The sequence below is a fragment of the Brevibacillus sp. FSL K6-0770 genome, assembly GCF_038000275.1.
Taxonomy (GTDB): Bacteria; Bacillota; Bacilli; order Brevibacillales; family Brevibacillaceae; genus Brevibacillus; species Brevibacillus parabrevis.
In genome coordinates, this window is the sequence record NZ_JBBOBQ010000001.1 from 3,673,551 (window position 1) to 3,694,910 (window position 21,360).

The window sequence follows — 21,360 nt, forward strand, 5'->3', positions numbered from 1 at the left end:
AGCGCCTCGATTAATCGCATCAATTTCGAGACAAGTTACCCCCTTCGACAGACCACACCAATCCCCCAAACAAAAAAAGCATTTTCCGACGACCGATACGATCGTTAGAAAATGCGCAAGCAAAGAGAAACGTATTCGTCCCCCTGCTGTCATGGCGAGTCCTCTAACACCTCCCTATCTCCCGTAGGTCCATCAGTGTCGTCGAAACAGGCAGGTCTCCTGACTTTGGGATCATCGTCTGGCGCTGCCTTCCCCATCCAAGTCTGGACAAGTGGCCTGTATGCGCAAAACTCCCCTCTTACAGTGGCGGGACCGTGTCGGATTTGCACCGAGCTTCCCTATTATCCTTGCGGCGATATACCTCAAGGAACCTGTTCCCACATATGAAATTGGAAAAATCACTACTGTTATTGTACCCTACCATTGCCGAGATAGGGAGGGCGAGTTGCGAGCGGCAGCGAAAAGATAGCGAGGAACACGCAGCGACAGCTGGAAAGCGAAAAACGAGAAACGAAAAGCGAGTAACAAAAAACGAGAAACGAAAAACGAGTAACAGAAAATGAGCGACGGAAAGCAAGCAGCAGAAAACAAGCAACGGAAAACGAGTAACGCAAAACGAGTAACGCAAAACAAGTAACGCAAAACGAGTAACGCAAAACGAGTAACGCAAAACGAGTAACGCAAAACGAGTAACGAAAAGCGAGTAACGAAAAGCGAGTAACGAAAAGCGACACACAGAAAGCGAAACAGCGGGCTTCTCCCGGCTTACAGCGAATACCGTTCCCGCAAAATTCTACAGTGGTGCGCCTCGTGTCCGGCGATAATATAGGCCAATGTGCGTGCCGACGAGAGCGTAAAAAGTTTTGTGTAAATGGTTAAACTTCCCATTAAGGAGATGATCATTTATGCAAGACAAGAGAGACATGACCATCAAGGAGTTAGCGAAGGATTGCCGAACCATCGAGGACGTGCACATCATGCTAAAAGATTTGTTCCGTGACACCATCCAGCAGTTGTTTGAAGCAGAAATGGATGACCATTTGGGCTATGCCAAACATAGTGCCGATGGTGATCATTCAGGAAATAGTCGGAATGGGTATAGCAAAAAGACGCTGAAAACAAAGTTCGGCAATACAGAAATTCGTGTCCCCCGTGATCGCAACGGCGAATTTGAACCTCACATTGTGAAGAAGCATGAAACAACCACAAATGGCTTGGAGGAGCAAATCATCGCACTCTACGCCAAAGGTATGTCTACTCGCGATATTGAAGAACACATGAAGGATCTGTATGGGATCGACGTGTCTCCTACGATGGTCAGTAAAGTAACCGACAAGATTATGCCGATGGTGGCAGAATGGCAATGTAGACCACTTGATCGAGTCTATCCGATCGTGTTTCTTGATGCCATTCACTTCAAAGTTCGGCAAGAGAATCGTATCGTTAACAAAGCAGCATACAGCGTTCTTGGCATTACTATGTCTGGTCATAAGGACATTTTGGGCATTTGGATCGGCGAGCACGAAAGTGCAAGCTTCTGGCTCAATGTGTGTACAGAGCTGAAAAGCCGTGGTGTAGAAGACATTCTCATCGCCTGCAAGGACGGTCTTTCAGGGTTTTCTGAGGCGATCCATGCTGCTTTTCCGAAAACCCAAATTCAACTGTGCGTCATCCACCAGATTCGTAACTCTATGAAATATGTTCCGTTCAAAGAAGAAAAGTTAGTCTTGGCAGATTTAAAGAAAGTCTATCAAGCCCTTACGTTAGAAGAAGCTGAGACTGCTTTTTCTACGTTCAAAGACAAGTGGGGAAAGAAGTACCCCATCATTATTCGCTCCTGGGAAAACAACTGGCTCGAACTGACCGCCTATTTCAGCTATCCCCCAGAGATACGCAAGATGATTTATACGACGAATATCATCGAGGGCTATCATCGGCAACTCCGTAAGGTCACAAAGACAAAAACGGCTTATCCATCCGACGATGCTCTACGGAAAATCATCTATCTGGCTACCGTTGAGGCATCGAAGAAATGGACTATGCCGCTTCGGAGTTGGAAAGAATGTATATCGCAACTTGCCATCCATTTTGGAGATCGATTGCAAGGGGAACTGTCCGCATAATCAACTGTTGAGTCGGCTTGACATGGAGCCTCTGCGGGCATGATTTCTTGCGATTGGGCGATGCCAGTAAAATATGCATCGCATGGCAAGCGAGCCTATCATGCCCGCCACTCCATGTAAAGCCGTTGACGTAACTGTCCACCCGTTAAAAACCCATTTACACAAAAAAATTTACATTCCCGTGCCGACAGCTTATTGCCATTTGCTGTGCCCGTTCTCGTCCACGCCTCGGCAGCAATCCCCCGCAGTTGGGCCAGCGTCGACTGTCGCACAGCGTTGTATTCTGCGAGCAAATCCGTCAGACTGCGCTCCTGATAGAAGCCTTCTGCTACATACGTATTTTCATCGAACCCCGCCAGCTCAGTCTGATCCCCTCTGGCGATTCTCAGCAAGCGATAGCTCATGATTCGCTCGGTATCGATGATATGGCCCAGCACTTCTTTTACCGTCCATTTGCCCGGAGCGTAGCGATAATCGATTTGTTCCCCTGTCAATCCGGCGAACATCTCCCCTGTCTGTGCTGCCTGTTGTTCGAGAATCGTCAGCAGATCACCTTCTGGCACTTGACTGACGTAGGTAGCAAAATAATCTTGGTACTCCTCCCGGTTTGGGCGGATCAGCATGCTCATGTCCTCCTCGGCTTCTCTCTATTTATCCTTCTTGCCAGCCTTCAAACAGCAGCACCCGCGCAGGAGCCGCATCTGTTCCTACAAGCTTCAGCGGAGCAGCCACCATAAAGTAGAGGCCCGGTGGCACATCGCGCAGACGCAGCCCTTCGATCACGACGATACCTGCGGCAAACAGCGTTTTATGCGTCGGATGCCCCTCTTGGCTCCGTTCAATCCCCAAAGCATCCGTGCCAATTCCCCGTACGCCTTTTTCAGCCAAATAAGCAGCGCCATCGTGCGCCAAATAAACAAATTCAAACGAAAAGGCGTCGTCTTGCGAATTTTTCGTTTGAAACAGGAGAAACTCTCCCGGGGCGATATCAAACTTTTCCAGCTCAGCCCGGCCAATCTGGTCCTCAACGTGCGTCAAGTCAAGCACACGGCAGTTCCCGACCAGTTTTTCCAGCGAGATGCTCTCAAATGTCTCTCCATCGTTCACCATGTGCAGCGGCGCATCTACGTGGGTGCCAGAGTGCACATCCATATCGATTCTGGACTCGGTTACGTACCCATTCGTAACCGTCTGTATTTTCGGTTGCTTTTCCGGCTTGTTCTTGTACACCGTCATGCCTTCAAAGATTGGTGCCGTCACATCGAACATTCTCATCGCGTTTTCGCCCCCCCTTGTCTTCCTGCTTTTTTATGATTTAGCTGTTCCCTTCCTTCAACGCGGCAAATCAGCAGGGTACACAACACCGATTTGTCTTCGCGCTTCGTCCATGACCTCCATGGTCCAGCGGGAAGCTGTATGTGAATTTGTCTCTGACTCTCTCAAGCCTGCCTCAGCCAAGCGAATGAACTCTCTGATCTCATAATGCATCGTTTTGGGCGTCTGGGGCCTGGTCACATCCTCGACCCTCCCGTCGCGGTAGCGAATCTCGATACGCGTGAGATGGTTGATTTTATCGATCACCATCGTCGCGTCCTCCCCCTGAATCTCCGCAGGCTGGTACGAAGTCGTGATCTTGGAAAAGCTGATGACGGCATCCATATTTTCGTACTTCAACAGCATGCTGCCCTCGCCATCTACCCCTGATTGCAGTAGAACGCCTTCCGCCTTGACCTGTTTTGGCTTGCCAAACAGCACAATCGCAGGATAGAGACAGTAAATCCCGATGTCCAGCAACGCTCCGTTGGAATAGGCGGGATCAAAAGCTCGCATAACCTGGCCCTGTCGGTAGGCATCGTAGCGCGAGGAATACTGGCAGTTGCTTGCGATATATCGGCGAATGGTGCCGAGCTTGGGCAAATGATCCTGGACTGTAGAAAAATTGGGTACGAGGGTTGATTTGACGGCTTCCATGAGCAGCACATCATTTCTTTTCGCTGCCGCAAGCATAGCTTCGACTTCTGCCGCGTTAGAGGCAAACGGCTTTTCGCACAACACATGCAGCCCCATGTCCATGCACAGGATCGCCTGTTCCGCATGAAAGCAATTGGGGCTTGCGATGTAGATGGCATCGATGGTTTCGCTCGATGCCATCTCTTTTATATCCGTGTATACAAAAGGGGCTTGGTATTTTTCAGCAAATTCCTGGGCGCGTTCGCTCGTCCGCGAGTAGACCGCCTGAAGAGAAAAGCCTTCGACGGTCAAACCTGCCTGGATGAACTCATCTGTAATCCAGTTGGTGCCGATTACGCCAAAACGCATGAATCGCTTCCCCCTTCTTTTTCACTTGACTCACCCCTGGCTTGAGCCAGTCTCAACCCGAAATGAGCAAGACACTCGCATAAGCCGAGGTGTACAGTCAGCCATTACCGATGCACCGGCTCTGGCTCCCTCTCTTCTACTTCATCCAACCACCAGGAAAATCCTTCCGCTTGCAGCAATTGTTTCGCTGCATCCGGCCCGTATGTTCCCGCTTCATACGAGACAAGCGGTACGAGATTGCGCTCAAAAGCCGTCAAGATTGGCTCTACCCATTTCCACGACAGGCGCACTTCATTCCAATGGGCAAAATAGGTCGAGTCTCCACGCAGCGCATCGAACAAGAGGCGTTCATAAGCCTCTGGGACGTCCTTCTGCCCGGAACTGAAATCAACGGTCACAGGCTCAATCTTTCCGCTATTGGCCGGATTCTTACTATTCAGCTGCAAAGCGATTCCTTCCTGTGGATTCACATGAATGATCAACAAATTCGGCGCTGTCTTTTCCTGTTGCTCCCGATACAGCTGCTCCAGCGGGTTTTTGAACTCAATGACGATTCGCGTCGACTTTTCCTTCATCCGTTTCCCTGTGCGAATGTAAAAGGGCACTCCGCTCCAAAACGGGTCGTCAATCCAGACTCTGGCTGCGATATACGTCTCCGTCATCGAGGTCGGCGATACTCCCGGCTCTTCCCGGTAGCCTGCCACCGGAACTTCCCCCATGCTTCCTGCGCGATACTGCCCCCGCACGATGTTTTTCGCCACTTCTTCAAGCGCCAGCGGCCGCACTGCTTCCATTACTTTACGTTTCTGCGCGCGAATGTCTTGCGCCGTAATCCGCTTGGGAATGTGCATGGCAACCATCATCAGCATTTGCAGCATATGATTTTGCAACATGTCACGCAGCGCCCCAGCCTGTTCGTAAAAACCAGCCCGCTCTTCTACCCCGACCGTTTCGCTCGCTGTGATCTGTACGTTTGCAATGTGACGATTGTTCCAGAGAGCGGCGAAAACGGGATTGGCAAACTCCAACGCCTCCAAATTTTGCACCATCGCTTTGCCCAAATAATGGTCGATCCGGTAAATTTCTTCTTCAGAAAAAGCTTTGGCCAGCTTCTCATTCAAGTCTTCCGCCGATTGCAGATCGCGTCCGAACGGCTTTTCGATGATCAGGCGCTTCCAGCCGTCAACAGAGCCGAGTCCGCTCGTCTGGATATTGGCAGCAATCACCTCGAAATACTCAGGGGCAACCGACAAATAAAACATCCGATTTTGCGGAAGCTTGTATTCGTCCTCGCGCTGCTTGATCCGTTCCAGCAGTGGCGTGTAAGCTTCTGCTTTCGTCACATCGACAGCTGCATAGGAAAAAGCTGCCAAAAATCGTTCAAGCTGTGCCTGATCAATCGCATCTCGCCGGGAAAACTCCCGGATCGACTGCTCCACGCTGCAAACAAACTCCTGACCAGACCAAGCTCGCCTGCCCACACCGACAATAGAAAAGCTGCCGGGAAGCTTGTCATCTACGTATAAATTAAACAAGGCCGGATAAATTTTGCGTTTTGCCAAGTCTCCTGTCGCGCCAAAAAGAACAAAGCTCATCGGTTCCATTTGTGTTTCCATCCTTCCGTACACTCACGATGCGGAATGCTTCGTTGGTTTACACCGTTATTATTAGAGAAATTCGCTTTATTATCAAGACAACTCTGCTTGACGAGTGCACCTCGACTTTTTCATGAAAGTGGATACAACCGCTTGCGGTCAACACTTTTCGCAACCCGCAGAGAGGAAAAACCGAGTCGTAGCTGTTTGCTGGAAAGACAAGTCCCATCCCCGAAAAAGAATTGCGCTTCGATATTCACTGTCGCGCATGGGACGTGAGGAATGCTTCATATACATGTACTATTCACCTTGCTTTTTCAATCGTTTGGTGAACAATCAAAACGAAAAAGGAGGTTTCTCATGGTGCTTTCCTTGCGTCCCCGCGAGCCGATCGATGATGCCCTGGCGGGAGTCCGCCGTTCATCGTCCATTTCGTTATTTTTGCAAAAATGGCTGTTTCGAATGCGAAGATAGCAGATTTGTCACCAGGGAGGAGGACTCTATGCGAGTCGCAATCTTAGGAGTAGGTGGAGTCGGACAAGTAAGCGCGTGCGAGTTGATCAAATCCCGTTTTGTCACCAAGCTTGTCCTGGCCGATATAGCCATCGGCCCAGCAGAAGAACTGGCCCAGGAGCTGCGCCGGGAGACGAATGTGGAAATCCAGGTAAAATGCGTGGATGCCCGCGACGTGTCCAGCGTCCAATCCATTTTGGGCGACATCGACCTTTTGCTGCACATCGGCTTGCCAGAAAACAACCTGGCGGTGATGCAGGCTTGCCTTCACACACGAACTCATTATATTGATACGGCTTCTTGCGGTCCGCAATGGCTGCAGCAGCAACTGTCCTGGAACGACCGTTTTCGGAAAGCAGGTATTTTGGGAATCATGGGACTCGGGTGCGACCCCGGTTTTTCGAACATCGCCGCACGATACGCTGTAGATTCGCTCGATGAAGTAGACGCCATTCTCATCCGGGATGGAGATAATTCGGTAGTGGATTACGACGGCTTCTGCTCCTATTTCAGCCCGCAGACGGCCATACAGGAATGTCTGGCAAAACCCAACTTCTGGACTGCGGCAAAAGGCGAACAGTATTTCCCGACACCTTTTGCCAACAAAGAAGAATTTGAATTTCCGGAGCCGATCGGCTGGCTGGACTGCTACAACGTGGAGCATGAAGAAGCCACTACGCTCGGCGAGACGATTGGACGGGCAAAAGGCTGCAAATACGTCGACTTCAAATACGCCCTGCACCCCGATTTCGTCAACACCTTGAAAGTGTTGCGCTATCTTGGGCTGGACAGCGATGAAGAGATTGAAGTAAAAGGAGTGCGCGTTGCCCCGCGCGACGTGGTCGTAACGACGATGCCCAAACCAGTAGACCTGGCAGGCAAAATCCACGGCTACTCCAGCGTCGGCGCGCTCGTCAAGGGCAGAAAAGATAACAAGCGAAAAGAAGTTTACGTCTACACGATCGCCAATCATGACGAGGTTTTCCAAAAAACCGAATTTCAGGCAACGATTTGGCAAACCGGCATCCCGCCTGTCGTTGCCGTTGACATGATGGCAGAGGGACTGCTTTCGATGACAGGCTGCATACCTCCAGAGCTGATCGATCCGATCCCGTTTCTCGCCAGACTGAAAGCGCGCGGCATGAATTGGGACGTCATTGAGAAAACTTCCCCCCTCTTGCAAATCACGTAGAGCGTAAGTTGAAATAAAGTTAGGAAAAAACCGTTCATGCCGCTCTAAGGTATGAGCGGTTTTTCATCGCTACAGCCTATCGGCGCAGGACAGCCCGCACAGGACTTCCATCAGCACCAGACAAGGCGAGCGGCAGTGCGATCAATTCATAGTCGCCAGGCTCGATGGCATCTAGCCATAACCCTTCCAAAATATAAATGCCATGCTGGTGCAGCCCGTGGTGGGCAGGCAGCTCTTTGCTCTCTAGCGGATCGACGGAAGGCACGTCCAGGCCAAGCAGCCTGATTCCTTTTTCCGCCAGAAACGGCGGCAGATCAGGACGAAGGTAGCAAATCTCAGCAGGAAACGTCTCGGGTTCGGACCACGACATGGTTTTGAGCAACAATCGGGTTACCCCTGACAAGTCGATTCCCGCCAGATCATCCGCTCCGATGCTTGCACGCCCCGACACATCGACTACTCTGGCTGCGCCTACGTACAGATCAAGCGGCAATTCCAGCGTCGTTTTCCCGTGATCATCAAAATGAAACGGCGCGTCCACATGCGTTCCCGTGTGAATGCTCATCACGAGCTTCCCGACATTGACGGAGCCGCTTTCTGATTTGGGCCAGTTCACGGTGTACTGAAAAGCTGTGTCCCCCGGCCACGTCGGCGTAGCTTTTGTGAGTGGTCGAGATATGTCATACAGCTTCATGTCGATTCCTCCCATTCCTTGCTGAATCAGCTCGATTACCCTCAGATTATAGAAAGACAGTCGTTGCGTCAATATTCTTTCTATTTCAGGAAAAACGGCAGGACCCCCTCACGTTTTTCAAGTGAGTCCGGTCCTGCCAGTCAAATGCGCCGATGCATGTCCAAATATTGTGCGACAGCCGCATAATGTCCGTCTCGGTTGATTTCTTGCAAATGTTCTTTGACCGTCCGCAGCCACTCGATCGTCGTCGGCCGAGTGGCTGCGATCGATTCGCGCAAATCGCTCATCTGAATGGGCCTTTCCACCCCTTTGGTCAAAAAATCGTGCAAGACTTGCTCGGTAGCAAGCTCAACTACGTACTCAATATCCGCTCCTGAATAAAATTCCGTCCAGCCTGCCAGTTGCGCGTAATCAATCGGCTCGGCGGGCCTGCCTCTCAGCTTCAACCGGAAAATTTCTGCCCGCGCTGCCCGATCCGGCGGACTGACAAACAGCATTTGCGCAAAGCCGATTTCCCGCAACCATGCGATGTCCAGCTCCCAGGGAACGGTAGTCGCTCCCATAAGGAACAGCCCTCGCTCAGCCTGCTGCCACTCGCCCAGTTTCGCAAGCCATGCAAATTCCGTATCCACCTGCTTCTGATAGGCGATCTGTTGCCCTTGTCGCCCGTCCAGCTCGTCCCAAAAGACAAGCAGCGGCTTATTTTGATAGCTGTCTGCCTCCGCAACAGCAGAAAAGGAAGACTCAGCGAGATAGGACATAACGTCGCTTCCTGCCGATTGCGCTATCGGAAAAAACGGAACGCGGCACTCCTCTGCCGTCGCTTTAGCGAGCAATGATTTGCCACAACCGGATGGGCCGTAAAGCAAAATCCCTCCTCGCTCTCCCCTTTCATGTACCACGCCTTGCTGTGTCAGGGCAGCGAATGTGTTTACGATCACTTCTTTTTCAGCTTGCAACCCGCCAACCGAATGATAGCCGGTCGTAAAGTCGGGCAACGCGCAACCATGCTCAACTGCTTTTCCTTTGCCCCCCTCTATCACCTGGATTCGTCGCGAGGGCCTCCAGCCAAAAAGAGAAGCCTCCCAAGAAGCGCTTCCTTTTTTGCTTTTGGAAAACGGCATTTCCCTTTGCAGCTTGTTCAATTCCACTGCAACTTTATCTTTTATTTCCCCATCTCCGAGTGAGAGAGCTTGCGTAAAAGCTTGCAATGCTTCCGTGCGATCCCCCAGTTCCGCATGCTCCATTCCCAAAAGAAACCATGCATGGGCATTTCCCCGATCATTGCTCAGCATGCTTTTTATGATCTCTATTTTCGCCATGTGATTCATCCTCTGCCATCAATATCCTGTGTCGTTATGTATGTCAGCTTTTGTTTTGCATGACTTCCATGCTAGGGAAAAAGTCTTCCACCCCATCCGAAAAAGGAGCGCGGACGTCTTTATTATAATGCAAACGTCCTGCAAGCAGAATATGGAAAGTCGGGATTGCGAACATTGGCGGACGAAGGACAAAATGACGTTGCAAACCGTTGCTTCGCCTGTCTAAACGAAAACGCTTCGTCTCTTTGGGAGAAACGAAGCGTTTTTGCCAGGTAACGGTTTTTTAGTCTTTGCCGTTTCCTTCGTTGTCCTCGGCATTTTGACCATTGTCTTTGCCAGATCCATTGCCATTGCCGGAACCGTTGCCTGTACCGCCGCCGCTGCCGTTTCCTTTGCCGCCGCCTTCTCCGGTTCCACCGCCGCTGCCGTTTCCTTTGCCGCCGCCTTCTCCGGTTCCGCCGCCGTTACCAGTTCCTTTGCCGCCGCCTTCTCCGGTTCCGCCGCCGTTGCCGTTTCCTTTGCCGCCGCCTTCTCCGGTTCCGCCGCCGTTGCCGTTTCCTTTGCCGCCGCCTTCTCCGGTTCCGCCGCCGTTGCCAGTTCCTTTGCCGCCGCCTTCTCCGGTTCCGCCGCCGTTGCCAGTTCCTTTGCCGCCTTCTTCACCAGTTCCGCCGCCTTGGCCTGTTCCACCACCGATGCCTTTCCCGCCACCTTGGCCTGTTCCACCACCGATGCCTTTCCCGCCACCTTGGCCTGTTCCGCCGCCTTGGCCTGCTCCACCGCCTTGGCCTGCTCCACCGCCTTGGCCTGCTCCGCCACCGATGCCTTCACCGCCACCTTGGCCTGCTCCACCACCGATGCCTTTGCCGCCACCTTGGCCTGCTCCGCCACCTTGGCCTGCTCCGCCACCTTGGCCTGCTCCGCCGCCGATGCCTTTACCGCCACCTTGGCCTGCTCCGCCGCCGATGCCTTTACCGCCGCCTTGACCTGCTCCGCCGCCAAAGCCTTTACCGCCACCTTGACCTGCTCCGCCACCGATGCCTTTGCCGCCGCCTTGACCTGCTCCGCCGCCAAAGCCTTTGCCGCCACCTTGGCCTGCTCCGCCGCCAAAGCCTTTGCCGCCACCTTGGCCTGCTCCGCCTCCGATGCCTTTGCCGCTACCTTGACCTGCTCCGCCGCGGTGTGGATTGGAAACGACTCGATCATAAGAGTAAACCATGCGATTAAGCGTGCGCTTGTCCACAGAGCCTGTCGCAGGCAAGCCGTGTTTTTTCTGGAAATGCTTGACGCCGCGCACCGTGACATCGTCGTAGTATCCGTTGATTTGTCCAGAATAGCTACCTAATGATTTCAACATCCCTTGAATCACATATACGTCTGGTCCCTGCGCGCCTTTGCCTACCGCGAGACCTGTGCTCGGGATGAAAAAGAGCAACGCCAGCGCCAGAAAGCAAGAGCCGAATACCTTTCTGATTTTCCCTACTGCTTCGCGGGAGACTGCGCTCCCCGTCCATTCCTTCATGACATAAGCACCTTCCTTCAACTTATTTGTAACCCCTCTTACTATTCCCTGATTTGCTTTTCCATTACATGAATCACAGCGAGAGCCGTTGCGGAAAAACCTTTGCAAATCAGCCGTTTTGAAGGTTGCAAAAAAAAGGAAGGAGGATTATAATACGTTCAAATGATTAAGTTTATTAACGGAGTGTAGCTATGAATCATCCAACCTGTAACGAAAAAGCGATCCACCTTTTTATGCAGCTGAGTCCTTATTTCCAAGGGCTAGGTGATCCCGTGCGCCAGCAAATCGTCGCCCTGTTGATTGACAAAGAAAGCTTGAACGTCACGCAAATTGCCGAGCATATCCCGATGTCCAGGCCGACCGTTTCCCATCATTTGAAAATATTGCGGCAAGCCGGATTGCTCCACTCCGAGAAAAAAGGAACAGAAATTTACTACCGCTTGGAAATTACAGAGGCGATGCTTCTGTTTAAACAACTCGTCACATTTGTCGAAGAAGAATGTTCATAACGAGCAACTGGCAAGGGACAGCGCGTCCCTTTTCTTCTCTACTTTATGTTGATAAACTTAAACAAATAAACATACAAACGGAGGAGTTTTCTTTGGCTGAGAAAAAAGGATTAATCGTCGGCGGGTATGGGACTGTCGGCAGCCAAATTGCCCGCATTTTACACGAGCAAAATCACGACTTGCAATTGCTGCTCGGGGGCAGAAATCCGGGGAAGCCGCTTCCTTTCGCCTCTCCCCGAGTTCATTCGCTTTTCGTGGACAATACGGCAGCAGACCCGCTTATTAATGCGCCAAAAGACCTGTCTCTCATTATTAATGCCGTCAACGATCCTGATGACAGGCTGCTGCTCGCAAGCGCTCGGCGGCAAATTCCGCTCGTGGACGTCACCCGCTGGACAGAGCGATTCTCGGGAGCCATCGACCGACTGCGAAGCGTTGATCTTCGTGCGCCAATCGTCCTCGCCTCTGGGTGGATGGGAGGAACGCCCGCCCTTTTCGGCAAAATGTACGCCGACGGCTTGCAGGAAGCGTCTGTCAATATATACGCCCTTTACTCTTTGCAGGATAAAGCAGGGCCGGATTCTACCGCGTACATGAACAGGATGACGATTCCTTTTCACGTTTTCGAAGGCAGCCAAACGCGAACCGTTCTGCCTATGACAGAGCCGCGTCCGGTTACTTTTCCGAACGGCTTTCGGGCCAAATGCTATCGGCTGGATACGCCCGATCATGTGACATTGGTACAAAATTCGTCTGTCCATTCAGCAAATTTCCGTATCGCTTTCGATCAAACATGGTCCACGTCCGCACTCGTTTTCCTCGTGCGGAGCGGAGTGTGGAAGCTGCTCGGGCAAAAGGCGCGGCAAAGCATTTTGTACAACCCGGGCACAGGCGCTGCGCACCATGTCACCGTCCAGATTGAAGGACGCGACCAGCACGGTGTGCTCACGCGCAGACAGGTGGAGATCACAGACCCGCAGGGACAAACTCACCTGACCGCTACAGGAGCTGCCATCCAGGCGCAAAGAATCTTGATGGAAGGCAACAATCTGGCTACTGCTGGCGGCATCTTTTTCCCTGAACAACTGGCTGATCTGCGTGAAGATCAGACGTGGATCACCCGCTTTTTCGAAGCAGAAGGTGTTCAAATTCGCGTCCGAAATCAAGTCTGACGGGCGTTTCCACTGCTACGCAGAACAGGCAGGCAAAAAGGATGGCCCCTGGATCGGGCACTCTTCTGCGCTCTCCAGTTGCGTTTGCAACGAACCATTCGGATGTCTTGCTTTTCCATCTGGCGACTTTTTTCCCCGAAGCGTAAACTCTCGCCCAGTCCGCCACTTTGTGCGTGCCAAGACAATCCTTGTTGGTCGTTTCCAAAAAACAAAAAGAGTGGAGCCGTTACTTCAACGGTGTCCACTCTTTTCCGAAGCCAAATCAGTTTTTATGCAAAAAACGTCCGTGGAGATTTGCGCCATTCGCCCAGCACGCTCTCCTGTTCCGCTGTGATTACGCCTTGTTCTTTTGCCGCCTCAAGCAGTGCCGTGTAGTGGGAAATCGTCGTGCAAGGAACGCCTGCTTCGGCAAACAAGCTTTCCGCATCCGGGAACTGGTAGCTGAAGATCGCTACGACGCCCAGCACCTCGCCGCCCTCTGCCTGAACGGCTTGCGCTGCTTTCAGGGAGCTGCCGCCTGTAGAAATCAGGTCTTCGATGACCACTACTTTTTGTCCGGCGGAAAGTGCGCCTTCGATCTGGTTTTGGCGGCCGTGTCCTTTTGCCTTGTCGCGCACGTAAATCATTGGCAAATCAAGAACTTCTGCCACCCATGCCGCGTGCGGAATGCCAGCCGTAGCCGTTCCCGCCACAACTTCGGCGTCTGGATACTTTTCTTTGATCAGCTCGGCAAATGCCTGGGCAATCGCCCGGCGTACGTGCGGGTAAGACATGGTGATGCGGTTGTCGCAATAAATCGGCGACTTGATTCCCGATGTCCAGGTAAAAGGTTGTTCCGGGCGCAGGTGAACCGCTCCGATCTCCAGGAGGTTCGCTGCAATTTGTTTGGCTGTTGTGTTTGTCGTCATTTCTCTTCATCCCTTCCGGCGTGAATGCTTACGCGCGATCTGCTTCTACCGCTGCCACGATGCTTTGCCAGACGCCTGCGGGATCTTTTGCCCCTGTGATGGCACGTCCGATCACGAGATAGTCGCTGCCCAGGCGGAAAGCCTGTTCCGGTGTCGTAATCCGCGTCTGATCTCCTTGATCTGTTCCCAAAGGACGGATGCCTGGCGTCACGGTTACGAAAGACTCGCCCGCTGCCTGTTTGATCATCGGCACTTCCAGTGGAGAAGCGACAACCCCGTCCAATCCGGCTTGCTTCGTCATCATGGCGTAATGCACGACGACATCTTCGACGGAGCCTGGGATCGCAAGCTCCTGGTTCATCGTCTGCATTCCTGTCGAAGTAAGCATCGTTACGCCGATCAGGAGAGGACGAGCAGCACCTGCCGCTGTCCCCAGCTCCAATCCTTCCCTCGCCGCTGCCATCATTGCCACGCCCCCGGCCGCATGCACGTTCACCATGTCAGCGCCAAGACGCGCGAGGCTTTTCATCGCCCCTTTGGCTGTGTTCGGGATGTCGTGCACTTTCAGGTCGACGAACACTTTCAATCCTTGTTCTTTCAAGTACGTAACGATGGCTGGGCCTTCAGCGTACGCCAGCTCCATCCCCACTTTTACGTAGCGGATGTGCCCGGAGAGCGGCTCCAGGCACTTCTTCACTTCATCCATGGTGGAAAAGTCGAGCGCAACAATCATGCGCTCCCGAACATCTGTCAATTGCTGTTGCACACTGCTCTCCCCTTTTCTCGTCCAGTCTGGTCTGCTACCCTTGACCCTCGTCTAGGATACGGTTGCTGCCACTTTCGCACCTGCGCGTTGGGCAGGCATTGCTTCTGTCGAGAACGTGATCGTTTCCAGCACATGCAGAAGGGCAGAAGCTGTGTCCAGCGAAGTCAAGCATACCGCGCCGTTCTCTACTGCTTCGCGGCGGATGCGGAAGCCGTCGCGCTGTGGCGTTTTGCCTTTTGTCAGCGTGTTGAGCACGATGTTCGCTTCGCCTGTATGGATCACGTCGAGCAGATTTGGCGTGCCTTCGGACAGTTTGTTCACGCGTGTAACCGACAAGCCTGCTTGCTCCAGATAATCAGCCGTTCCTGCCGTCGCCATCAGCTTGAAGCCGAGGTGGCGGAAACGTTTTACGATGTCGAGCGCTTCTTCCTTGTCTTTATCTGCTACTGTTACGAGCAAGGTTCCTTGTGTCGGGATGTTCATGCCAGCAGCGACCAAGCCTTTGTACAGCGCTTTTGCCAGCGTGCTCTCCCGGCCCATGACTTCCCCGGTCGACTTCATTTCCGGGCCGAGCGTAATGTCTACGCGACGCAGCTTGGCGAAGGAGAAGACCGGAACTTTGACCGATACAACCGATTCTTCCGGATGGTAGCCCGGTGTGAAGCCTTGCTCGACGATCGAGTGGCCGAGAATCGCTTTCGTTGCGATGTTCGCCATCGGAATGCCTGTCACTTTGGAAAGGAATGGCACCGTACGGGAAGAGCGCGGATTCACCTCGATGACGTATGGGCGATCTTTGTAGATGACGAACTGGATGTTGAGCAAACCTTTGACTTGCAGCGCACGCGCCAGCTTCGTCGTCATGTCGATCAGTTCATCCTTGATCGCCTGGGACAGCGATTGCGGCGGGTAAACCGCGATAGAGTCGCCGGAGTGAACCCCTGCGCGCTCGATGTGCTCCATGATGCCTGGGATCAGCACATTTTCGCCATCGCAGATCGCATCGACTTCTGCCTCTACCCCGACCATGTAACGGTCGACCAATACCGGGTGATCCGGGTTGACCTTCACTGCTTTTTCCATATACTCACGAAGCTCGGCTTCGTTGTAGACGATCTCCATTGCCCGTCCGCCCAAGACGTAGGATGGACGAACCAGTACCGGGAAGCCGAGAGATTCCGCTGCGACTACCGCTTGCTCGACAGATGTTACCGTCTTGCCAGGCGGCTGCGCGATATCCAGGCTGCGCAGGAGCGCTTCGAACTTCTCGCGGTTTTCTGCCGCATCGATGTTTTCCAGGCTCGTGCCCAAAATTTTGATGCCGCGCTCGGCCAGCTTGTCAGCCAGGTTGATCGCTGTTTGTCCGCCGAACTGCACGATCACGCCTTCCGGTTTCTCAACATCGAGAATGTTCATGACGTCTTCGATGTACAGCGGCTCGAAGTACAGGCGGTCGGATGTATTGAAGTCTGTCGAAACCGTCTCCGGGTTGTTGTTGATGATGACCGCTTCATAGCCCGCTTCGCGCAAAGCCCAGACAGCATGCACGGTTGCGTAGTCAAACTCGATCCCTTGACCGATCCGGATCGGGCCGGAGCCAAGTACGACCACGCGCTTTTTGCCTGTTTCGATGCGCTCATCTTCTACCTCGTAGCTGGAGTAGTAGTAAGGCGTTTGCGCTTCAAATTCGGCTGCGCACGTATCTACCATTTTGTATACCGGAACGAAGCCTTTTTCCATGCGAAGCGCACGTACTGCTTCTTCGGTTTCGCCGCACAGCTCGGCGATTTTCCGGTCGGTGAAGCCCATCCGTTTTGCTTCGAACAGTTTGTCAGCTGTCAGTCCGTTTGCCAGCTCTTGTTCAAAAGCGATCATTTTGTGGAACTTGTGCAGGAAGAACAGGTCGATCTTCGTCAAGCTGTGCAGTTGGTCGATGGTCCAGCCGCGGCGCAGTGCTTCCGCCAGCAGGAACAGTCGCTCATCGTCGGCCTGAATCAGACGGGCTGTCAGTTCCTCTTCGGAAATCTCTCCCGCCCCTTTGATCTCGATGTGGTAGGAACCGATTTCCAGGGAGCGGATCGCCTTCATGATCGATTCTTCGAAAGTGCGTCCGATCGCCATGACTTCGCCTGTCGCTTTCATTTGCGTGCCGAGCTTGCGGTTGGCAGACTGGAACTTGTCAAACGGCCAGCGCGGGATTTTGCTCACGATGTAGTCCAGTGTCGGCTCAAAGCAAGCGTACGTCTGTCCTGTCACCGGGTTTTTCAGTTCATCCAACGTATAGCCGATGGCGATTTTCGCTGCCATTTTCGCAATCGGGTAGCCAGTCGCTTTGGAAGCCAGCGCAGAGGAACGGCTTACGCGCGGGTTTACCTCGATGACGTAATATTGGAAGCTGTGCGGATCAAGCGCGTACTGCACGTTGCAGCCGCCTTCGATGCCGAGTGCGCGAATGATGTTCAGCGCGGAAGAGCGCAGCATTTGGTACTCGCGGTCAGCGAGCGTCTGGCTGGGCGCTACGACGATCGAGTCACCTGTGTGAACTCCTACCGGGTCGATGTTTTCCATGTTGCAGACCACGATGCAGTTGTCGTTGGCATCGCGCATGACTTCGTACTCGATTTCCTTCATTCCGGCAATGCTTTTCTCGATCAGGCACTGGGTAATCGGCGAGTATTTCAGACCGCTTGCGACGATCTCGCGGAGGCTTTCTTCGTCGTCGCAAATTCCGCCGCCTGTTCCACCCAGGGTGTAGGCTGGGCGCACGATGATCGGATAACCGATTTCGTTGGCGAAATTGACCGCTTCTTCGACTGTGCTGACGATCACCGATTCAGGAACCGGCTCGCCCAGCTCGTTCATGAGTGCGCGGAACAGCTCGCGGTCTTCCGCCTGCTTGATCGATTCCAGCTTGGTGCCGAGCAGCTTCACGTTTTCTTGCTCCAAAATGCCTGCTTCTGCGAGGGCAACCGCCATGTTCAGGCCGGTTTGACCGCCAAGGGTAGGCAAAAGTCCGTCCGGCTTCTCCTGGCGGATCACGCGCGCTACAAATTCAGGCGTGATTGGCTCAATGTACACTTTGTCAGCCATGTTGGTATCGGTCATGATAGTCGCCGGGTTGGAGTTGATCAGGACAACTTCCATGCCCTCTTCTTTCAATGCTTCGCAAGCTTGCGTACCAGCGTAGTCAAATTCCGCAGCTTGCCCGATGACGATGGGACCCGATCCGATCACGAGGATTTTTTTCAAATTAGCGTGTTTTGGCATGAGTTTTTTCCTCCTTAGCGGTTTCCATCATCGCAAGAAACTGGTCGAACAAGTAGCCGGAGTCGTACGGCCCTGGAGCCGCTTCCGGGTGATACTGAACGGAGAAGGCGTTCTTCGCTTGGTTGCGCAGTCCTTCAATCGTCCCGTCATTCAGAGCGATATGGGTAACTTCCAGCTCGGTTCCCGCGAGCGAATCTTCTTTTACAGCGTAGCTGTGGTTTTGGGAAGTGATGTATGTGCGTCCCGTCGGCAGCTCTTTCACCGGATGGTTGCCGCCGCGGTGGCCGAATTTCATTTTCATCGTGTCTGCGCCAGAAGCGAGGGCGAACAGCTGATGTCCGAGACAGATGCCGAACAGCGGGTATTCTCCCAAAATGCTGCGGATCATCTCGCTCGCTTGCGGTACATCTTTCGGGTCGCCAGGGCCATTGGACAAAAGGATGCCGTCTGGCTGGATGCGGCGAATTTCTTCTGCCGTCACGTCGTACGGCACGACGACCACATCGCAGTTGCGCTTGGTCAGTTCGCGCAAGATGCCGTGCTTGGAGCCAAAGTCAACGAGTGCGACGCGATGTCCCGTCCCCGGGCAGCTGAACACGCTTTTTGTAGAGACGCGGGAAACTTGATCCGTCATCAAGGTCGTGCTGTTGAGCGCTGCCACGAGCTCGTCAAGCGGGGCTTCACTGGTCGTAATCATGCCTTTCATCGTGCCGTGGTAGCGGATTTTTCTCGTCAGCATCCGCGTGTCTACTCCGGCGATCCCCGGGATGTCGTATGTTTTCAGCAGCTCATCCAGCGTGTTGGTGTTGCGCCAGTTGCTCGGCATATCGCAATGCTCGCGGACGACGAAGCCGTGAATGTACGGACGAACAGCTTCAAAGTCGTCGCGGTTGATCCCGTAGTTCCCGATCAGCGGGTATGTCATGGTTACGATCTGCCCGCAGTAGGACGGGTCAGACAGAACTTCCTGGTATCCTGTCAGTCCTGTATTGAAAACCACTTCCCCGTAGGATTCCTTCGTCGCTCCGAACGCTGTTCCGATAAATTCTGTTCCGTCTTCCAAAATCAATCTTGCACGCATCTATGCTCCTCCTTCATTTTCGTGTAAAAGCTGCCGTCTCTCCCGTAGGTGCCCGCTCGCTTGCTAGTTGACAGGCTGAGTCGTTTTACACGCCTTGATGTACGATCTTGCCGTCTACCAGTGTTAGGATCGGCCAGCCTTTGCACGCCCATCCCGTAAACGGTGTATTGATTCCTTTGCTGGCAAAGGTTGTCGGATCAATTTTCTTTTCTGTCTCCAGGTCGATGACAGTCAAGTCTGCCACCGCGCCTACTTCCAAACGTCCGGCCGACAGTCCGAAAGCTTTCGCTGGCTGTACAGTCAACAGCTCAACCAGTCTTTGCAGCGTCAGCTCGCCTGTTTGCACCAGGTTGGTGTAAAGCAGCGGGAAAGCTGTTTCCAGACCGACGATGCCGAATGGCGCGCGAGCCATGCCGTTTGCTTTTTCTTCCTGCGTATGTGGAGCGTGGTCTGTCGCGATCATGTCGATCGTGCCGTCTTTCAGCCCGGCGATCAGCGCTGCGCGATCCTCGCGGGAGCGCAGCGGCGGATTCATTTTCCAGTTCGTATCCAGATTGTCCGGGATGTCCTCGTCACACAGCAGCAAGTGGTGTGGCGTTACTTCGCAAGTGACGTTCACACCTGCACGCTTGCCGTCGCGCACGAGTCTTACAGATTCTTTTGCGCTGATGTGGCATACGTGGTAGTGCACACCTGTCTGTTCCGCGAGCAAAATGTCGCGTCCGACGTGGATGGACTCGGATTCGGACGGAATGCCAGGCAGTCCGTGGCGCGCTGCGACCACGCCGTCGTGCAAGGCTGCTCCCGGAATCAGCAGGTCTTCGTCCTCGCAGTGGGCGACAATCGAAATTCCCAGCTCGGCTGCTGCTGTCATCGCTTTTTTCATCATCGCCGTGGACTGCACGCCGACACCGTCATCTGTCAGGGCAAAAATTCCCGCTTCCTTCAAGCCTGCGAAGTCTGTCAGTTCTTTTCCCAGCTGGCGTACGGTGATCGCGCCGTAAGGAATCACGCGGGCCTTTCCGGCTGCACGCGCTTTGTCCAGGATCGAGGTCACGGTTTCCACACTGTCAATGGAAGGACGGGTATTCGGCATGCAGCAGATCGTCGTGAAGCCGCCACGCACGGCTGCTGTCGCTCCTGTCTCGATTGTTTCTTTATGTTCAAAACCCGGCTCGCGCAGGTGGACGTGGACATCAATCAATCCCGCACTGATCATTCCGCCTTTGCAATCTACCCAGTCATGACCTTCGCGCGGCAGGCTTTCTCCCATCGCGGCGATTCGTCCCTCTTCCACCAATATTTCTACCGGGATCAGTTCTCCCGCCTGATTTAGTACGTTGCCGTTGCCAAGGATGGTTCCCATTTTGCATCGCTCCCTTTCAGCAGAGTTTCCAGTACAGCCATTCTCGCTGCGACTCCATTAGTTACTTGTTTTTGGATCAAGGATGTTTCGCATTCTACCAGGTCGGTGTGAATCTCGACTCCGCGATTGACAGGAGCCGGATGCATGATGACCGCGCCTTGCTTCATCATGGTCGCCCGCTCCAGCGTCAGCCCGAATGCTTTGTGGTACTCTTCCTTGGAAGTGTAGAGCGATTCAGTGTGGCGCTCCAGCTGGACGCGGAGCATCATGACTACATCTGAAGTTTGGATCGCTTCTTCCATGCTCACTACTTTGACGCCTTGCGGGATGTCCGCTGGCATCATCGCAGGCGGACCAGCCAGCAGCAGATTGATTCCCAGCTTAGGCATGGCGTGCAGGTGCGAACCGAGCACGCGGCTATGGCGCAAGTCGCCGATGATCGCCACCGTCAAGCCCTCCAGCATGCCGAACTGCTGTTTCATCGTCAGCAGGTCGAGCAGGCATTGGGTCGGATGCTCGTTTGTCCCGTCTCCGGCGTTGACCAGCTTCATGTCTACCGTCTGCGCCAGCTCCTGCAACAGCCCTTCCTTTTTCGTGCGGATCACCGCAGCCTCCACGCCCATCGCTTCCAGCGTGCGGATCGTGTCATACACCGTCTCGCCTTTTACTGTAGAGGAGGTTTCCGGGATGAAGTTCAACACATGTGCGCCGAGTCTCTTTTGAGCTACTTCGAAAGAGAAGCGGGTTCTGGTGCTGGCTTCAAAGAACAGATTCGCCACGAAGCGACCGCGCAAGATGTCTGCTTGCTCACTGGGTCTAGCTGCCCAGTATTGCGCGCGGTCCAAAAGCTGGACCAACTGTTGTTTGGACAAGTCTTTCAAGCCAATCAGGTGCGCTAGGTTGTTCATCGAAAATCCCTCCGGTTAATCTGATTTATCGAAAGAAAAAGCTTCTTGACTCACGTTACCTATGGAGAGGTAGCAGAGACAAGAAGCCGGACGGATGCCGATTTTG

The 21,360-nt window shown here is 53.4% G+C and carries 17 protein-coding genes and 1 riboswitch; of the genes, 4 read left to right on the forward strand and 13 right to left on the reverse strand.

The genetic code is table 11. The features are described from left to right. Positions 1 to 192: 192 nt before the first annotated feature. Positions 193 to 390: riboswitch (cobalamin riboswitch) on the reverse strand. 515 nt (positions 391 to 905) lie between these two features. Beyond that, positions 906 to 2,123, forward strand: coding sequence for an IS256 family transposase (locus NST23_RS17250; protein WP_173600261.1), 1,218 nt, complete (start codon positions 906 to 908; stop codon positions 2,121 to 2,123). Between the two features lie 98 nt (positions 2,124 to 2,221). Here NST23_RS17250 and NST23_RS17255 read toward each other — a convergent pair whose 3' ends face one another. The 4 genes from NST23_RS17255 to zwf all read right to left on the reverse strand — a co-directional run bounded on the left by NST23_RS17255 (position 2,222) and on the right by zwf (position 6,046). Continuing rightward, complete coding sequence (locus NST23_RS17255; protein WP_340964144.1) at positions 2,222 to 2,746, reverse strand: DinB family protein; 525 nt, start codon at positions 2,744 to 2,746, stop codon at positions 2,222 to 2,224. Positions 2,747 to 2,774: 28 nt separating this feature from the next. After that, positions 2,775 to 3,398: a cyclase family protein gene (locus tag NST23_RS17260; protein WP_122965058.1), complete on the reverse strand. Its 624-nt coding sequence runs from the start codon at positions 3,396 to 3,398 to the stop codon at positions 2,775 to 2,777. A 57-nt stretch (positions 3,399 to 3,455) separates the two neighbouring features. After that, on the reverse strand, positions 3,456 to 4,442 hold the full coding sequence (locus NST23_RS17265; RefSeq protein WP_340964146.1) for a Gfo/Idh/MocA family protein: 987 nt from the start codon (positions 4,440 to 4,442) through the stop codon (positions 3,456 to 3,458). A 104-nt stretch (positions 4,443 to 4,546) separates the two neighbouring features. Then, positions 4,547 to 6,046 carry a glucose-6-phosphate dehydrogenase gene (gene zwf, locus NST23_RS17270; protein ID WP_340964147.1) on the reverse strand — a complete coding sequence of 500 codons (1,500 nt, stop codon included), beginning with the start codon at positions 6,044 to 6,046 and terminating at the stop codon, positions 4,547 to 4,549. 493 nt (positions 6,047 to 6,539) lie between these two features. Between zwf and NST23_RS17275 the strand changes: the two genes are divergently transcribed. Then, positions 6,540 to 7,742: a saccharopine dehydrogenase family protein gene (locus NST23_RS17275; RefSeq protein ID WP_122965055.1), complete on the forward strand. Its 1,203-nt coding sequence runs from the start codon at positions 6,540 to 6,542 to the stop codon at positions 7,740 to 7,742. 76 nt (positions 7,743 to 7,818) lie between these two features. On the opposite strand, the gene kynB is transcribed toward NST23_RS17275, so the two are convergent. The 3 genes from kynB to NST23_RS17290 all read right to left on the reverse strand — a co-directional run bounded on the left by kynB (position 7,819) and on the right by NST23_RS17290 (position 11,277). Beyond that, the gene (gene kynB / locus NST23_RS17280; RefSeq protein ID WP_340964149.1) at positions 7,819 to 8,436 is read right to left on the reverse strand and encodes an arylformamidase; all 618 of its coding nucleotides are present in this window, start codon (positions 8,434 to 8,436) and stop codon (positions 7,819 to 7,821) included. Positions 8,437 to 8,576: 140 nt separating this feature from the next. Continuing rightward, entirely contained in the window at positions 8,577 to 9,758 is a 1,182-nt protein-coding gene (locus NST23_RS17285; protein WP_287102355.1) for an AAA family ATPase, read from the reverse strand. A 283-nt stretch (positions 9,759 to 10,041) separates the two neighbouring features. Beyond that, on the reverse strand, positions 10,042 to 11,277 hold the full coding sequence (locus NST23_RS17290; RefSeq protein WP_340964151.1) for a peptidoglycan-binding domain-containing protein: 1,236 nt from the start codon (positions 11,275 to 11,277) through the stop codon (positions 10,042 to 10,044). 191 nt (positions 11,278 to 11,468) lie between these two features. Between NST23_RS17290 and NST23_RS17295 the strand changes: the two genes are divergently transcribed. Both NST23_RS17295 and NST23_RS17300 read left to right on the forward strand, forming a co-directional pair. Beyond that, a complete protein-coding gene (locus NST23_RS17295) occupies positions 11,469 to 11,786 on the forward strand; it encodes an ArsR/SmtB family transcription factor (RefSeq protein ID WP_063229913.1) in 318 nt (105 codons plus the stop codon). Positions 11,787 to 11,878: 92 nt separating this feature from the next. Then, positions 11,879 to 12,958, forward strand: a complete 1,080-nt coding sequence (locus tag NST23_RS17300; protein ID WP_173597057.1) for a saccharopine dehydrogenase — start codon at positions 11,879 to 11,881, stop codon at positions 12,956 to 12,958. Between the two features lie 269 nt (positions 12,959 to 13,227). Here NST23_RS17300 and pyrE read toward each other — a convergent pair whose 3' ends face one another. From pyrE to NST23_RS17330, 6 genes are all read right to left on the reverse strand, one after another. Then, entirely contained in the window at positions 13,228 to 13,866 is a 639-nt protein-coding gene (gene pyrE / locus NST23_RS17305) for an orotate phosphoribosyltransferase (protein WP_063229915.1), read from the reverse strand. Between the two features lie 28 nt (positions 13,867 to 13,894). Beyond that, entirely contained in the window at positions 13,895 to 14,632 is a 738-nt protein-coding gene (gene pyrF / locus NST23_RS17310) for an orotidine-5'-phosphate decarboxylase (protein ID WP_340964153.1), read from the reverse strand. Positions 14,633 to 14,683: 51 nt separating this feature from the next. Next, on the reverse strand, positions 14,684 to 17,899 hold the full coding sequence (carB, locus tag NST23_RS17315; RefSeq protein ID WP_122965049.1) for a carbamoyl-phosphate synthase large subunit: 3,216 nt from the start codon (positions 17,897 to 17,899) through the stop codon (positions 14,684 to 14,686). Then, positions 17,883 to 18,980, reverse strand: coding sequence for a carbamoyl phosphate synthase small subunit (locus NST23_RS17320; RefSeq protein WP_122965048.1), 1,098 nt, complete (start codon positions 18,978 to 18,980; stop codon positions 17,883 to 17,885). Before NST23_RS17320 ends, carB begins: the two co-directional genes overlap by 17 nt. Before the next feature lie 85 nt (positions 18,981 to 19,065). Further along, positions 19,066 to 20,346: a dihydroorotase gene (locus NST23_RS17325; protein WP_122965047.1), complete on the reverse strand. Its 1,281-nt coding sequence runs from the start codon at positions 20,344 to 20,346 to the stop codon at positions 19,066 to 19,068. Beyond that, complete coding sequence (locus NST23_RS17330; RefSeq protein WP_173597056.1) at positions 20,313 to 21,254, reverse strand: aspartate carbamoyltransferase catalytic subunit; 942 nt, start codon at positions 21,252 to 21,254, stop codon at positions 20,313 to 20,315. The genes NST23_RS17325 and NST23_RS17330 overlap by 34 nt, the downstream gene beginning before the upstream one ends. Positions 21,255 to 21,360 lie beyond the last annotated feature (106 nt).